The following is a 14,773-nucleotide window of genomic DNA, read 5'->3' as shown; positions in this document are numbered from 1 at the left end:
CTCCCCGGAGGGGAGAGGGAACATGGCACCCCTCGCCCCTCCGGGGAGAGGGGCTGGGGGTGAGGGGATTACTTCTTCTGGTCCTTCTTCGGCCAGTCGTCGTCATCGTCCCACTTGTCGTTGAAATCACGGTGCGGGGGAAGATCCGGTTTGTTGGCGAGAAATTTTTTATGGTCCACGCGCTTAAGGTCTTTAATCACGTTAAGCAGTACGCCGACCAGAAAAACCAACACCAGAACCCACCAGTACTTTGAAAGCCAATCCATTCGCTATTCCTCTCAGAGCGTTCGTCAGGCGACGATTTGCTCCATAATACGTTGATACATACGGGCCAGCAGTTGTAAATCTGCCGCATTGACACACTCATTGATTTTATGAATGGTTGCGTTCACTGGTCCCAGTTCGACAACCTGAGCCCCCATACGGGCGATAAAGCGTCCGTCTGAGGTACCACCCGTTGTCAGCAGCTGTGGCTTAATTTCATTATAGTGCTCGATGGCGTTCACCACCGCATCCACCAGTTTGCCGCGCTGCGTCAGGAACGGCTGGCCTGAAAGCCACCACTCCACGGTGTAGCGCAGCTGATATTTTTCCAGCAGGGCGATAACGCGCGCCTTGATCATCTCATCGGTCAGCTCAGTGCTGAAGCGGAAGTTGAACTGGACGAAGTAATCCCCCGGGATCACGTTATTGCTGCCGGTCCCGGCCTTGACGTTCGCAATCTGCATGCTGGTCGGCGGGAAGAACTCGTTGCCCTTATCCCACTCAATCGCCACCAGCTCGCTCAGCATTGGCGCTGCGCGGTGGACCGGGTTATCGGCCAGATGCGGGTAAGCAACGTGGCCCTGAACGCCGTGAATGGTCAGGTTACAGGTCAGCGAGCCGCGGCGTCCGTTTTTAACGACGTCACCCACCACTTCGGTGCTAGACGGCTCGCCGACCAGACAGTAGTCGAGACGCTCGTTGCGCGCCATCAGCGCTTCAACGACCTTCACGGTACCGTTATGGGCGCTGGCTTCTTCGTCAGAGGTGATCAAAAACGCGAGGCGGTTTTTGTGGTTTGGATGCTGCGCCACAAAGCGCTCTGCCGCCACGACCATCGCCGCCAGAGAGCCTTTCATGTCTGCCGCGCCGCGACCAAACAGCATGCCATCGCGGATGGTCGGCTCAAACGGCGGGTTAATCCAGCGGTCCGCGTCACCGGCGGGAACGACGTCAGTATGCCCGGCAAAGGCCAGCGTTTCACCCTGTCCGCGCCACGCCCAGAAGTTCTGGGTATCGCCAAAATCCATGCGTTCAACGGTAAAGCCGATGGCGCGCAGGCGTTCAATCATAAGAGCCTGACAACCTGCGTCGTCCGGGCTAAGGGAAGGACGGCGAATAAGCTGCTGAGTCAGCTCAATGACCGGGCATGACATAAACTACACCTCAACGAAAAAAGTCGGAATAAAGGGTTTCACTGAAACCCAGCAGCATAGGCTGCCCTGGCGCGCAGAGCAATGGGCGTTTGATAATTGCCGGCATCTCGAGCATCAGTTTTGCCGCGCTGTCGGCGTCAACGATGCTGGCGCGCAGAGAGTCGTCCAGCTTACGCCAGGTTGTGCCGCGGGTGTTCAGCAGGGCTTCCCACCCCAGCTCGCCGATCGCGCTATGCAGAAATTCTGCATCAAGTCCGTCGGCACGGTAATCGTGGAAGCGGTACTCCACGCCGTTAGCTTCCAGCCAGCGGCGGGCTTTTTTGATGGTGTCGCAATTTTTAATGCCGTACATCACAACCATGGTGAATCCTTTTGACGTTCTGATAATTAAATGTTCAGTAAATTCGAAGATATATCCTTAAGTGGAATATAACACATTCAGGAATCGTCTGGATTTACGCTTCATCTTAATTCAACTCACATCTGTACGCTGAATATTCTTTCATCATTTAAGCATAGATGTCCATAAACTTTAAAAACCCAATAAACTCAGCCAATAAAATAAAACTCACCCGTCCGTAGGGTTATTTCAAAATATTGCTGGCCGTCACAAAAAATTGAGGGCTCTCCGTTCATATTTATCATAAATCCCCGCAGGACGTGGGGTACAATCACAGCAATTGGTTAAATAGTCTTCACAATGATGGTACGTTTTTGTAGAATGCACATAATAATAAGAGAGGTTGTTATGATTGAACGTGAACTGGGGAACTGGAAAGATTTTATCGAAGGCATGCTTCGTAAATGACATTCAGTAAGAATTGCAAGAGCACTAAAATAAGTAAAATAACCATAGTGTGAATTAATCACACAATAAAAAGGCGGCCGATAAAGCCGCCTTTTTTTATTTCAATTACTTACTCAGCCCGTTCCTTTAGCGGGAAGCGGCGACGCACCAGCACAAAGAACAGCGGAACGAAGTAAATGGCAAGAATGGTGGCCGAAATCATGCCGCCCATCACCCCAGTGCCGACGGCATGCTGGCTGCTGGAGCCTGCGCCCGTACTGGTTGCCATCGGCAGTACGCCAAAGACAAACGCCAGAGACGTCATCAGGATCGGGCGTAAGCGCTGACGGCAGGCGTGTAGCGTGGCGGCCATCAGCTCGTGACCTTTGGCATTCATCTCGTTGGCAAACTCAACGATCAGAATGGCGTTTTTCGCCGATAGCCCAATGACGGTGAGCAGGCCCACCTGGAAGTAGACATCGTTCTCCAGGCCGCGCATCCAGGTCGCCAGCAGCGCGCCGATAACCCCAAGGGGCACGACCAGCATGACCGAGAACGGGACCGACCAGCTCTCATACAGGGCGGCAAGGCAGAGGAAGACCACCAGTAGCGAGAGCGCGTAAAGTGCGGGAGCCTGTGCCCCGGAGAGACGCTCCTGGTAAGACATGGCCGTCCACTCCAGACCAAAACCGGCGGGCAGCTGTTGCACCAGTTTTTCCATGGTGTCCATGGCGGTACCGGTGCTGACGCCCGGCGCGGCTTCCCCGACGATTTCAACCGCAGAATAGCCGTTATAGCGCTCCAGGCGTGGCGATCCGCTTTCCCAGTGCGAGGTCGCAAAGGCAGAGAACGGCACCATGCCGCCAGCGTTATTCCTGACAAACCAGCGGTTGATATCATCCGGCAGCATGCGGAACGGCGCGGCGGACTGGACATACACTTTTTTCACGCGGCCGCGATCCATAAAGTCATTCACATAGCTTGATCCCCACGCCGTTTGCAGGGTGTCGTTGATATCGTTGATCGAGACGCCCAGCGCCTGTGCCTTACGCTGATCGATATCCACCTGAAGCTGCGGGCTGTCGTCGAGGCCGTTATGACGAACGCGGGTCAGGCCGGGATCGTTGCCCGCCAGCGCTAACAGCTTATCGCGTGCCGCCATCAGCGCCGTGTGGCCCGCCCCGGCGTGATCCTGCAGTTCCATATCAAACCCGGCGGAACTGCCCAGCCCGCTTATCGCCGGCGGACTGCTGGCAAAGACGCGCGCTTCTTTGATGTGCGCAAAGGCTTTGGTCGCACGTTCAATGATGGCAAATGACGTTCCCGTTCTGGTATCGCGCTCGTCCCAGTCCTTCAGGCGGACGAACATGCGGGCGACGTTCTGCCCGTTCCCGCCCGGACCGGAGCCGACGGTAGAGAAGACCGACACCACGTTATCTTTCTCTTTGGTGAAGAAGTACTGTTCCACTTTCTGAACCACTTTCAGCGTCTGCTGCTGCGTTGCGCCGCTCGGAAGCTGCACCGAGGTGGTGAACATCCCCCGGTCTTCCATCGGCAGGAACGAGGTGGGAAGATGCAGGAACAGCCAGACCATGCCGCCCAGCAGCACAACGTAAATCATCATCCAGCGCAGGCTGCGATGGAGCACGTGACCAACGGCAGATTCATAGCGCGCGGCATTGCGGTTGAACATCCGGTTAAACCAGCCGAAGAAGCCTTTCTGCCCGTGATGCTCCCCTTTATGCAGCGGTTTCAGAATAGTGGCACACAGCGCGGGGGTGAGGATCAGCGCGACCAGCACGGAGAGCACCATCGCCGAGACGATGGTTATCGAGAACTGACGGTAAATCGCCCCGGTGGTGCCGCCAAAGAAGGCCATCGGGATAAAGACGGCCGACAGCACCATCGCAATCCCGACCAGCGCCCCCTGAATTTGCCCCATGGATTTGCGCGTTGCCTGGCGCGGAGAGAGCCCTTCTTCGCTCATGATGCGCTCGACGTTTTCAACCACCACGATGGCATCATCCACCAGAAGGCCGATTGCCAGCACCATCGCAAACATCGTCAGGGTATTAATGCTGTACCCGAACGCGTAAAGCACCGCAAAGGTCCCCAGCAGCACCACCGGGACGGCAATGGTGGGGATCAGCGTCGCGCGGAAGTTTTGCAGGAACAGGTACATGACCAGGAACACCAGCGCGATGGCTTCCAGCAGGGTCTTCACCACGTCCTCAATCGATGCTTTAACGAAGGAGGTGGTTTCATAGGCGACTTTGTACTCCAGCCCGTGCGGGAAATACTGCGACAGCTCGTCCAGACGGTCTAACACCAGTTTTGCCGTCGCCATTTCGTTCGCGCCGGAGGCCAGTTTAATCCCCAGACCGGAGGCCTGATTGCCGTTAAAGCGGCTCAGGTAGTCGTATTTCTCCGCCCCCATTTCCACCGTGGCGACATCGCCCAGACGCACTTCCGACCCGTCCTGATTCACGCGCAGGGTGATGTTGCGGAACTGGTCCGGCGTCTGCAGCAGGGATTGCGAATTAATGGTGGCGTTCAGGGCTTGCTTATCAACGGAAGGCGTTCCCCCCAGTTGCCCCACGGCAATCTGGGCGTTCTGGGCTTTAATGGCATCCGTCACGTCGGTTGCCGTCATCTGGTAGCTGTTCAGCTTGTTGGGATCGAGCCAGATACGCATGGAGTACTGTGAGCCGTAAGCGTCGATATCCCCGACGCCGTTAATCCGGCTGATGGGATCCTGAATATTACTGGCGACGTAGTCCGCGATGTCCTGTTTATCCATCGAGCCATCCGTCGAGACAAACGCGATGGTCAAAATATTGGTATCGCCGGTTTTACGCACGGTCACGCCCTGGTTCTGCACCGCCTGGGGCAGCTTGCGCATGGCCGACTGCAGCTGGTTTTGAACCTGCTGCACCGCTTCGTCCGGGTCGGTGCCCGCCTTAAAGCTCAGGGTGACCGTCGCCTGTCCCGTGGCGCTGCTTTGCGAGGACATGTACATCAGGTTATCCAGACCCGTCATGTTCTGCTCGATAACCTGCGTCACGGTATTTTCCAGCGTCTGTGCCGACGCGCCGGGGTAGTTTGCGGTGACGCGCACGTTCGGCGGTGCCAGGTCGGGGTATTGCTCAACGGGAAGTGAAGTAATCGCCAGGACACCTGTCAGACACAACAGGATGGCAAGCACCCAGGCAAAAATGGGGCGATCGATGAAAAAATTCGCCATGAAAGTGTGACCTCGTTTTGCTGCACGTCATTATTGTTTATTGCCCGCATAACTTTAGCGGTAAGGCCCAGGTCAAACGTGGAGAAATAAAGGAGATAATGTAAATTATCATGCGCTTTTCCCTGTGCATGCCCCTTTACCGTTATTTACCCGTTAACGGCACAGGCGCCGGGAACGTCACGCTGACCAGCGTGCCGCCGTTTTGCGGCTGTGAAAAGTGCAGCACTCCTCCAAGCCGCTGCGCGCGTTCGCGCATAATGTTCAGCCCGTAGTGTCCCGGCGGCTCGCTGGCTTCGCCAATCCCGATGCCGTTGTCGCGAATGCTGACGCTGTGCGTCCCGTTCGCTGCGGTCACGCAGCTGACGGTGATTTCGCTCGCCTGCGCGTGCTTAATGGCGTTCAGCACGGCCTCACGCACGATCTGCAGCAAATGCACCTGTTTTTGCGCGTCCAGCGCCAGCGAGGAGAGGCGGCAGTCAAGATGCAGCTTCGCCTGCGTCTGGCTCTGCAGGACGTCGAGGGACTCCTGCAGCGCCGCGGGTAAATTCGCGTGGTTCAGCGTCAGGCGGAAGGTGGTCAGCAGCTCGCGCAGCTGCTGCCAGGCGTTGTTCAGCTCGCGGGAAAAGTCGGTGATAATGGTCTGCGCCGGGGTATTTTCTTCCGGCACGGCGCGTTTGAGCAGTGCAAGCTGAATGCGCAGATACGACAGCACCTGCGCCAGCGAATCGTGCAGCTCGCGGGCAATGGTGGCGCGCTCCTCCATCAGCAGCAGCTGCTGGTAATGCTTTTGCGCCTGGTTAAAGTACAGCCCGCGCCCGAGCATGGTCGCCACGCTTCTCATCAGCGGGAGGGGAACGCTGTCCGTCTCGCTTTGCCAGCGCAGCTCGCCGTAGAGCGTGTCCTGCATCAGTACCGGCAGGTTTTGCAGAGGGATACTCTCGGACTCCGTCCCTTCACACAGCCGCCAGTCGTCGCTGGTGCGCAGCTCCAGATAATTCATCTGCGTATAGTCATGGACAATCTGCAGGATATGCCGGAAACAGAGGCTGTCAATCTGGCCGGTATTCAGCGCCTGCGAGCACTTGAACAGCATGTCGAGCTGCTGGTGGGCTTCGTGCAGGTGCCGCGTCTTTTCCGCAACCGAGGCTTCGAGCGAACGGTAGAGCGTATCGAGCTCGGCTGACATGTGGTTAAAGGCGCGCGAAAGCTGGCCCAGCTCGTTCGGCAGGGCGCTATCCGGTGCAGGAGTGGCAAACTCGCCGCGCTCAATGCGTTCGCTGGCCGCCACCAGGTTATTCAGCGGTAGCACCACCTGGCGACGGATGCGTCGCAGGGTAAAGAGCGTCAGCAGCAGGATCCCAAGTGCGCCAGCCAGCGAGAGCAGGGTGACCGTCTGAATTTTATGTTCGGTGTAGTGCTGGAGGGCGAGGACAAAGGCATCAATGCGGCCGACAAAATCTTCGATATTGCGTTGATACCACGCGCTGTCGCCGCGGGCGATGCGCGCGTCCATCTCCTGCCAGGCCACATGCAGCTGCTGATAGCGTGCTTTAACATTATCCGGTACGTACCAGCGGTTCAGCTTCTGCAGGGCAGGCGCGCCGAGCGTCTGTTGCCAGCTCTCGCGATGTACAGCAAGGGAAGGGCTGTTGCGCTGCATCTCATAACCCAGACGATAGCTCTGCATGCGCAGCGAACCGGCGATATTAATGGCTTCGGCATCACGCTGGCTGCTGGCCAGCGTCAGCAGCGCGACGGTGCTGGTCAGCACGGATAAGGCAATGATCGAAAAGAAAGCCCAGGCAAGGCTTCCGGAAACGGGTCGTTTAACGGTCACAGAACGGCTCTCTGAATAAATTGATCTGCCACAGGTTCACTGGAAATAATTGGGCGTTCCAGGCATTTGAACATTGCCCGATCGCACCGTGATGCGTAAATACCATACTCTTATAAAGAGAAAGGTTATTGAACCAAAAACAGGTGTGGTTATGAATCGTTTTATTATGGCTAGCAGCCAGCAGTGCATTGGGTGTCGCGCCTGCGAAGTGGCCTGCGTGATGGCGCACAACGATGAGCAGCATGTCCTGAGCGAGCGCCATTTTCATCCTCGTATCACGGTCCTGAGATCCGGCGAGAAGAGCCGCCCGGTGACCTGCCATCATTGCGAAAATGCACCCTGCGCGCAAAGCTGCCCGAACGGCGCCATCAGCAAATGCGATGACAGCGTACAGGTGAATCAACAAAAATGCATCGGCTGTAAGGCCTGCGTGGTGGCCTGCCCGTTTGGCACGATGGAGATTATCGTCACCCCGCTCGACAACGGCGGCGTGAAGGCCTCGGCGAATAAATGCGATCTCTGTCTGACGCGCCCACACGGCCCGGCCTGTATCGAAAATTGCCCCGCGGATGTCCTCTCTCTGGTAACGCCTGCCGCGCTGGATAACCTGGCGAAATCGCGCCGCCTGCGTACGGCCTGCCTGGAGGCGCAGCCCTGGCATGCGGAAGCCGTCAGAGAAGACGCTTCGCGCACCAAACTGCAGCAGATGCAGGCGACGGCGCCACGCGGCGAGCCCGACAGGCTGGCTGCCGCAGAACGCGTGAGCCATTTTAACGAAATTTACCTGCCGTTCCGGGCCGAACAGGCCGCCCGCGAGGCGTCGCGCTGCCTCAAGTGCGGCGAGCACAGCATTTGCGAATGGACCTGCCCGCTGCATAACCATATCCCGCAGTGGATCGAGCGCCTCAACGCGGGGGATATCACCGGCGCGGCCGAGCTTTCACATCAGACCAACTGTTTACCTGAAATTACCGGCCGCGTCTGTCCGCAGGATCGATTATGCGAAGGTGCCTGCACAATACGTGAAGTGGCGGGATCCGTGACCATCGGTAACATCGAGCGCTATATCGCCGATCGCGCGCTGGCGATGGGCTGGCGGCCGGATATGTCCGCCGTCACGCCGTCAGGTAAACGTGTCGCGATCGTCGGCGCGGGGCCCGCCGGGCTGGCGTGCGCCGACGTGCTGGCGCGCAGCGGCGTGAGCGTGACGGTCTATGACCGTCATCCGGAGATCGGCGGTTTGCTGACCTTTGGCATCCCGGCGTTCAAGCTCGACAAATCGCTGCTCGCGCGGCGCAGAGAGATATTTACCGCGATGGGGATCCGCTTCGAGCTGAACTGCGAGGTGGGCCGGGACGTGTCGATGTCGCAGTTAAAGAACGATTACGACGCCCTGTTTATTGGCGTGGGAACCTATCGTTCGATGAAGGCGGGTATCCCGCATGAAGACGCGCCGGGGGTCTACGACGCGCTGCCTTTCCTGGTGGGCAACACGCGGCATGTTATGGGCCTGAAGGCAACGACCAGCGAGCCGTTCATCGACACCCGTGGCCTGAACGTGGTGGTGCTGGGCGGAGGCGATACCGCGATGGACTGCGTCCGCACTGCGTTACGCCACGGAGCGGAAAACGTCACCTGCGCCTATCGTCGGGATGAGGCCAACATGCCGGGCTCGAAGAAAGAGGTGAAGAACGCCAGAGAAGAGGGCGCCGCATTTGAATTTAACGTCCAGCCGGTTGAGCTCACGCTGGATCCGTACGGTAAGGTCAATGGTATCCGGATGCTACGTACCGAGCTCGGTGAACCGGACGCGCAGGGGCGGCGTCGGCCCGTTCCGGTGGCCGGCAGCGAGTTTGTGATGGCCGCTGATGCGGTGATCATGGCGTTTGGTTTTAACCCGCACGCGATGCCGTGGCTACAGGCGCAGAGTGTCGAAACGGATGACCGGGGGCGGATCGTGGCCTCGGTCGAGAGCCGCTACCGTTACCAGACGACCAACCCGCAGATCTTCGCCGGGGGCGATGCGGTACGCGGCGCGGATCTGGTGGTGACCGCGATGGCGGAAGGGCGTCATGCGGCACAAGGGATACTCGACTGGCTTGGGGTTAACGCGCCAAAACATCATTAAACCGGCGGGCGACAAAGCGGGATTCACGGCGTAGTATAGGACGACTCATTGTGTCGTGGAGCCCGTATGACCCTGAAAATTGACGTTATCAAAGACAAAATTCTCTCCGAAAACTACTTTGTCCTGCGTAACATCACCTATGACCTTACGCGTAACAACGGTGAAGTGATCCGCCACAGGCGCGAGGTCTACGACCGCGGTAACGGAGCGACCATTCTGCTCTATAACCGTGAAAAGCAGAGCGTGGTGCTGATCCGCCAGTTCAGGGTGGCGACATGGGTTAATGGCAACCCTGACGGACGTTTGATTGAAACCTGCGCGGGCCTGCTCGATGACGATGAGCCGGAAGTCTGCATCCGCAAAGAGGCCGTCGAAGAGACCGGCTTCGAAGTGGGCGAGGTCAAAAAGGTCTTCGAGCTGTTTATGTCGCCGGGCGGCGTGACGGAAATTGTCCATTTCTTCATCGCGGAATACAGCGACGCGCAGCGCACCCACCGGGGCGGCGGCGTAGAGGATGAAGATATCGAAGTGCTGGAGCTTCCTTTTGCCCGGGCGCTGGAGATGGTGCGTTCAGGCGAAATCAGGGATGGTAAGGCGGTGATATTACTGCAGTATTTACAGACTACCGGGCTGATGAATACCCCTTTCGAACGGATATAGCCTGTTTTTCGGGTATATCTGATAAATCCGATTGAGCAACCCCGGCGGGAACACGAAGATACTGCCCAGTTACGCGTTTTCGTTCCGGGATTGTGCCATTCATGCGCTACAGCGTCTTTTTCTTTTCCCTGTTTTATGTGCTCCTCGCGACGCAGGTGTGGGCTGCACCCGCGCAGCAAGGCTTTTCTGACTGGCAGGTGACCTGCAATAACCAGAACTTTTGCCTTGCCCGCAACACGGGCGAACACCGTGGCCTGGTCATGACGCTCACCCGAAGCGCCGGGGCGAAAACGGATGCCACGCTGCGTATCGATCTCGGCGGTCTTGATACTCCTTCCGTGAAGGAACCTGAGATTGCCCCCCGGCTGCTGCTGGATAATGTTCCCGTAAAGCTGGACAAACAGCGCTGGCAGCTTACGCCCTGGCATCTGAAAACGGACGATGCGGCCACCATCACCGCCTTTCTGAAAAATATCCAGGAAGGGAAGGCCCTGACCCTGCGCGGCGGTAAGCAGGTGATTTCTCTGAGCGGTCTGAAAGCCGCGCTGCTGTTCATTGATGCGCAGCAAAAGCGCGTCGGCAGCGAAACCGCGTGGATCAAGAAAGGTGACGATCCGCCGTTAAGCGTACCGCCCGCACCCGCCCTGAAAAAGGTGGCGACCGTTAATCCTACCCCAACACCGCTTTCCCATGCCGAACTGAACGACCTGCTGGATTACGGTACCGGCAGGATGAACAGCAGCCAGTGCTCGCTGGATCCTAACCGCCGGGAAGTGCGCGTCACCGCGTTAACCGATGACAAGGCGCTGCTGATCGTCAGTTGCGAGGCGGGGGCCTATAACACCGTCGATCTGGCGTGGCTGGTGTCACGTAAGAAACCGTTCTCTGCCCGCAGCGTCAGGCTGCGTCTGCCGTTTACGCCGTCAAGCGACAGCAGCGAAATGGAGTTGATGAACGCCAGCTTTGATGAGAAGACTCGCGAGCTGACAACGCTTGCGCTGGGGCGTGGTTTGGGCGATTGCGGGATCCAGACGCGCTGGCGTTTTGACGGCCAGCGTTTCCGCCTGGTGCGTTATGCTGAGGAACCCAGCTGCGATAACTGGAACGGGCCAGACGCCTGGCCCACGCTGTGGATCACGCGGTAGCTTTTTGCCGGGTGGCGGCTACGCCTTACCCGGCCTACGAATCTTGCGGTCCGTGACAATGTGCCGGGTGGCGGCTACGCCTTACCCGGCCTACGAATCTTGCGGCCCGTGACAATGTGCCGGGTGGCGGCTACGCCTTACCCGGCCTACGAATCTTGCGGCCCGTGGCAATGTGCCGGGTGGCGGGTGGCGGCTTCGCCTTACCCGGCCTACAAATCTTGCGGTCTGTGGCAATGTGCCGGGTGGCGCTACGCTTACCCGGCCTACGAATCTTGCGGCCCGTGACAATGTGTCGGATGGCGGCTTCGCCTTATCCGACCTACAAAAACCGAACCGTAGGCCCGGTAAGCGCAGCGCCACCGGGCACGCAGACCGCACTACAGCACGCTCAACGCCTTCTCAACCACGTTCTCAACGGTAAAGCCGAAGTACGGGAACAGCTTATCGGCAGGGGCGGACTCACCGTAGCCCCGCATGCCCACAATCGCTCCTTTGAGCCCGACATACTTGTACCAGTAGTCGGCAATACCGGCCTCCACCGCCACGCGCGCCGCGACGCTGGGCGGCAGGACCGATTCCCGGTATGCCTCGTCCTGGGCGTCAAAGATATCCGTGGAGGGCAGGGATACGACCCGCACCGCGTGGCCTTCGGCGGTCAGTTTCTCCGCCGCTTTCACCGTGATTTCCACCTCTGAACCGGTCGCAATCAGGATCACGTCCGGCTTGCCGCCGCTGTCTTTCAGGATATAGCCGCCGCGGGCGATGTTTTTCACCTGCTCCGGAGTGCGCTCTATCTGCGCCAGGTTCTGGCGTGACAGAATCAGTGCCGTCGGGCCGTTATGGCGTTCTACCGCCAGCTTCCAGCCCACCGCCGCTTCGACCTGATCGCAGGGACGCCAGGTGCTGAAGTTTGGCGTCAGGCGCAGGCTCGCCAGCTGTTCCACCGCCTGATGGGTGGGGCCGTCTTCTCCCAGACCGATGGAGTCGTGGGTATAGACCATAATCTGCCGCGCCTTCATCAGCGCTGCCATGCGCGCCGCGTTACGGGCGTATTCGACGAACATCAGGAAGGTGGCGGTGTAGGGCACGAAGCCGCCGTGGTGAGCGATGCCGTTGGCGATCGCGGTCATCCCGAACTCGCGCACGCCGTAGTGGATATAGTTCCCGGCAATGTCCTCTTTCAGCGATTTCGAGCCCGACCAGATGGTCAGGTTACTCGGTGCCAGATCCGCCGAGCCGCCCAGCAGTTCAGGGAGAAGAGGGCCAATCGCATTCAGGGTGTTTTGCGACGCCTTTCGGGTGGCGATTTTTGCCGGGTTGGACTGCAGGTTTTCAATCAACGCCTGCGTTTTATCGTCCCAGTCCTCTGGCAGACCGCCGCTCATGCGGCGGGAAAACTCGGCGGCCAGATCCGGGTGCGCTTTTTTGTAGGCGGCAAACTTCTCGTTCCAGGCGTGCTGGGCTTTTTCACCCGCTTCACGGGCATCCCAGGCTCTGTAGATCTCTTTCGGGATCTCGAATGGCGGGTATTTCCAGCCCAGCTTCTGCCGGGTTAGCGCCACTTCCTCCTCGCCCAGCGCCGCGCCGTGCGCCTCTTCTTTGCCCGCCTTGTTAGGTGAGCCGAAGCCGATAACCGTGCGGCAGATAATCAGGGACGGTTTGTCCTTCACGCTCTGCGCTTCCTGAATCGCTTTTTTCACCGCCTCAGGATCGTGGCCGTCGATCTCATGCACCACGTGCCAGTGGTAGGCCTCGAAGCGTTTTGCCGTGTCGTCGGTAAACCAGCCTTCGGTTTCCCCGTCGATGGAGATGCCGTTGTGATCGTAGAAGCCAATCAGCTTGCCCAGCCCCAGAGTGCCCGCCAGGGAGCAGACCTCGTGCGAGATCCCCTCCATCAGGCAGCCGTCACCCATAAACACGTAGGTGTAATGGTCGACAATCTCATGGTCCGGCTGGTTGAACTGTGCCGCCAGGGTACGTTCGGCAATCGCCAGCCCAACCGCATTGGCCAGCCCCTGACCGAGCGGCCCGGTGGTGGTCTCCACGCCCGGCGTATAGCCAATCTCCGGGTGCCCAGGGGTTTTGGAGTGCAGCTGGCGGAAGTTTTTCAGCTCCTCAAGAGGCAGGTCGTAGCCGGAAAGATGCAGCAGGCTGTAGAGCAGCATTGAGGCGTGGCCGTTGGAGAGAATAAAGCGGTCGCGATCGTACCAGGTGGGATCGTTGGGGTTGTGCTTCAGGAAGTCGTTCCACAGCACTTCGGCAATATCGGCCATGCCCATCGGTGCGCCGGGGTGGCCGGAATTGGCTTTCTGCACGGCATCCATGCTGAGGGCGCGAATGGCATTGGCTAGCTCTTTACGGGACATAGTTCACTCCGTGGCAAGGTTAAAGTTTGGCAGCGAGAAGATCTTCAAGTTTGCGCTGGTCGACGGCGAACAGACGGATACCTTCCGCCAGTTTTTCCACGGCCATCGCGTCCTGATTGTGCTCCCAGCGGAACTCCGCTTCGGTCATGGCTTTCGGTTTTGGCAGAACGGTAGAGGTCGGCACCAGCTTGCGGATCACCGTTTCTTCTTTGTCCTGTAGCTCCTGGAGCAGGTTAGGGGAGATGGTCAGGCGGTCGCAGCCTGCCAGGGCAAGGATCTGCTCGGTACGGCGGAAGCTGGCCCCCATCACGATGGTTTCGTAGCGGTGTTGTTTGTAGTAGTCGTAAATATTGCGCACCGATTTCACGCCCGGGTCCTCATCCACCACGTACGGATCCATCGGCTGTTTTGCCTGATACCAGTCGTAGATGCGCCCGACAAACGGTGACACCAGGAACACGCCCGCTTCGGCACAGGCGCGCGCCTGGGCAAAGGAGAACAGCAGCGTCAGGTTGCAGTGAATCCCCTCTTTTTCCAGCACTTCTGCGGCGCGGATGCCTTCCCAGGTCGACGCCAGCTTAATCAAAATGCGTGATTTATCGATCCCTTGCTCCTGGTAGAGTTCCACCAGACGACGCGCTTTATTAATGCTCTTTTCTTTATCGAAGGAGAGGCGGGCGTCGACTTCGGTCGAGACGCGCCCCGGAATGCTTTTAAGAATTTCCGCACCAAAATTAACCGCCAGCTTGTCGCTGGCTTCGGCGACCTGCTGCTCCTGCGTTTTGCCGCGCTGTTTACCGTAGGCAATGGCGTCATCAATCAGATGACTAAAATGGGTTAGCCCGGCTGCCTTGAGCAGTAGCGAAGGGTTAGTGGTCGCATCCTCCGGCTGGTAGTGACGAATCGACTCGATATCGCCGCTGTCGGCTACCACGGTGGTGAATTGTTTGATGCCGTCTAGCTGGTTCATAAATGATTACTCCTTGGAAATAAAAGAGTTAGATGAGTGCGTTAGTTCACACTTCTGGAAAAATCATGATGGACTTAACAAAAAAGCATAGCAGACGGGGGAGCCATTGCTTTTGAGACGGGTAACATGGCTGTTATAAATTGATAACAATTTTTAATGTGTGATGGTGAGAGTTTGGCAGCCTTCAAAGTTTAGGAGGCGGTCAGAGGCGATACTAG

At 58.1% G+C, this 14,773-nt stretch carries 11 protein-coding genes; 4 read left to right on the top strand and 7 right to left on the bottom strand.

Features of this window, described 5'->3' with window-relative positions:
• Positions 1-68 precede the first annotated feature (68 nt).
• Genes V1587_RS18630 through V1587_RS18620 form a run of 3 tightly spaced genes read right to left on the bottom strand, consistent with a single transcriptional unit; the run spans position 69 to position 1,779 of the window.
• On the bottom strand, positions 69-266 hold the full coding sequence (locus V1587_RS18630) for a YpfN family protein (protein ID WP_008501627.1): 198 nt from the start codon (positions 264-266) through the stop codon (positions 69-71).
• A 24-nt stretch (positions 267-290) separates the two neighbouring features.
• Complete coding sequence (gene dapE, locus V1587_RS18625) at positions 291-1,418, bottom strand: succinyl-diaminopimelate desuccinylase (protein ID WP_023294260.1); 1,128 nt, start codon at positions 1,416-1,418, stop codon at positions 291-293.
• 10 nt (positions 1,419-1,428) lie between these two features.
• A complete protein-coding gene (locus tag V1587_RS18620; RefSeq protein ID WP_371897403.1) occupies positions 1,429-1,779 on the bottom strand; it encodes an ArsC family reductase in 351 nt (116 codons plus the stop codon).
• Positions 1,780-2,166: 387 nt separating this feature from the next.
• Here V1587_RS18620 and ypfM point away from each other — a divergent pair, with 387 nt between their 5' ends.
• Complete coding sequence (ypfM, locus tag V1587_RS18615; RefSeq protein WP_015572204.1) at positions 2,167-2,226, top strand: protein YpfM; 60 nt, start codon at positions 2,167-2,169, stop codon at positions 2,224-2,226.
• Between the two features lie 109 nt (positions 2,227-2,335).
• Here ypfM and acrD read toward each other — a convergent pair whose 3' ends face one another.
• Both acrD and narQ read right to left on the bottom strand, forming a co-directional pair.
• Entirely contained in the window at positions 2,336-5,449 is a 3,114-nt protein-coding gene (gene acrD / locus V1587_RS18610) for a multidrug efflux RND transporter permease AcrD (protein WP_371897402.1), read from the bottom strand.
• A 142-nt stretch (positions 5,450-5,591) separates the two neighbouring features.
• Positions 5,592-7,286: a nitrate/nitrite two-component system sensor histidine kinase NarQ gene (gene narQ / locus V1587_RS18605; protein ID WP_371897401.1), complete on the bottom strand. Its 1,695-nt coding sequence runs from the start codon at positions 7,284-7,286 to the stop codon at positions 5,592-5,594.
• A gap of 151 nt (positions 7,287-7,437) precedes the next feature.
• On the opposite strand from narQ, the gene aegA reads away from it, so the two are divergent.
• From aegA to V1587_RS18590, 3 genes are all read left to right on the top strand, one after another.
• Positions 7,438-9,414: a formate-dependent uric acid utilization protein AegA gene (gene aegA / locus V1587_RS18600; RefSeq protein ID WP_371897400.1), complete on the top strand. Its 1,977-nt coding sequence runs from the start codon at positions 7,438-7,440 to the stop codon at positions 9,412-9,414.
• A 66-nt stretch (positions 9,415-9,480) separates the two neighbouring features.
• Positions 9,481-10,074 (top strand): GDP-mannose pyrophosphatase NudK, encoded by a 594-nt coding sequence (nudK, locus tag V1587_RS18595; RefSeq protein WP_048029618.1) that lies wholly within the window; start codon positions 9,481-9,483, stop codon positions 10,072-10,074.
• 101 nt (positions 10,075-10,175) lie between these two features.
• Complete coding sequence (locus V1587_RS18590) at positions 10,176-11,219, top strand: DUF1176 domain-containing protein (RefSeq protein ID WP_371897399.1); 1,044 nt, start codon at positions 10,176-10,178, stop codon at positions 11,217-11,219.
• A 377-nt stretch (positions 11,220-11,596) separates the two neighbouring features.
• Here V1587_RS18590 and tkt read toward each other — a convergent pair whose 3' ends face one another.
• Positions 11,597-13,585 (bottom strand): transketolase, encoded by a 1,989-nt coding sequence (tkt, locus tag V1587_RS18585; RefSeq protein WP_371897398.1) that lies wholly within the window; start codon positions 13,583-13,585, stop codon positions 11,597-11,599.
• A gap of 19 nt (positions 13,586-13,604) precedes the next feature.
• Positions 13,605-14,555 (bottom strand): transaldolase, encoded by a 951-nt coding sequence (gene tal, locus V1587_RS18580; protein WP_395314448.1) that lies wholly within the window; start codon positions 14,553-14,555, stop codon positions 13,605-13,607.
• Between the last annotated feature and the right edge of the window lie 218 nt (positions 14,556-14,773).

The organism is Enterobacter sp. ECC-249 (assembly GCF_043965265.1).
Classification (GTDB): domain Bacteria; phylum Pseudomonadota; class Gammaproteobacteria; order Enterobacterales; family Enterobacteriaceae; genus Enterobacter; species Enterobacter quasiroggenkampii.
The sequence above is the reverse complement of the archived record's forward strand: the minus strand, read 5'-3'. Positions and strand labels throughout refer to the sequence as shown.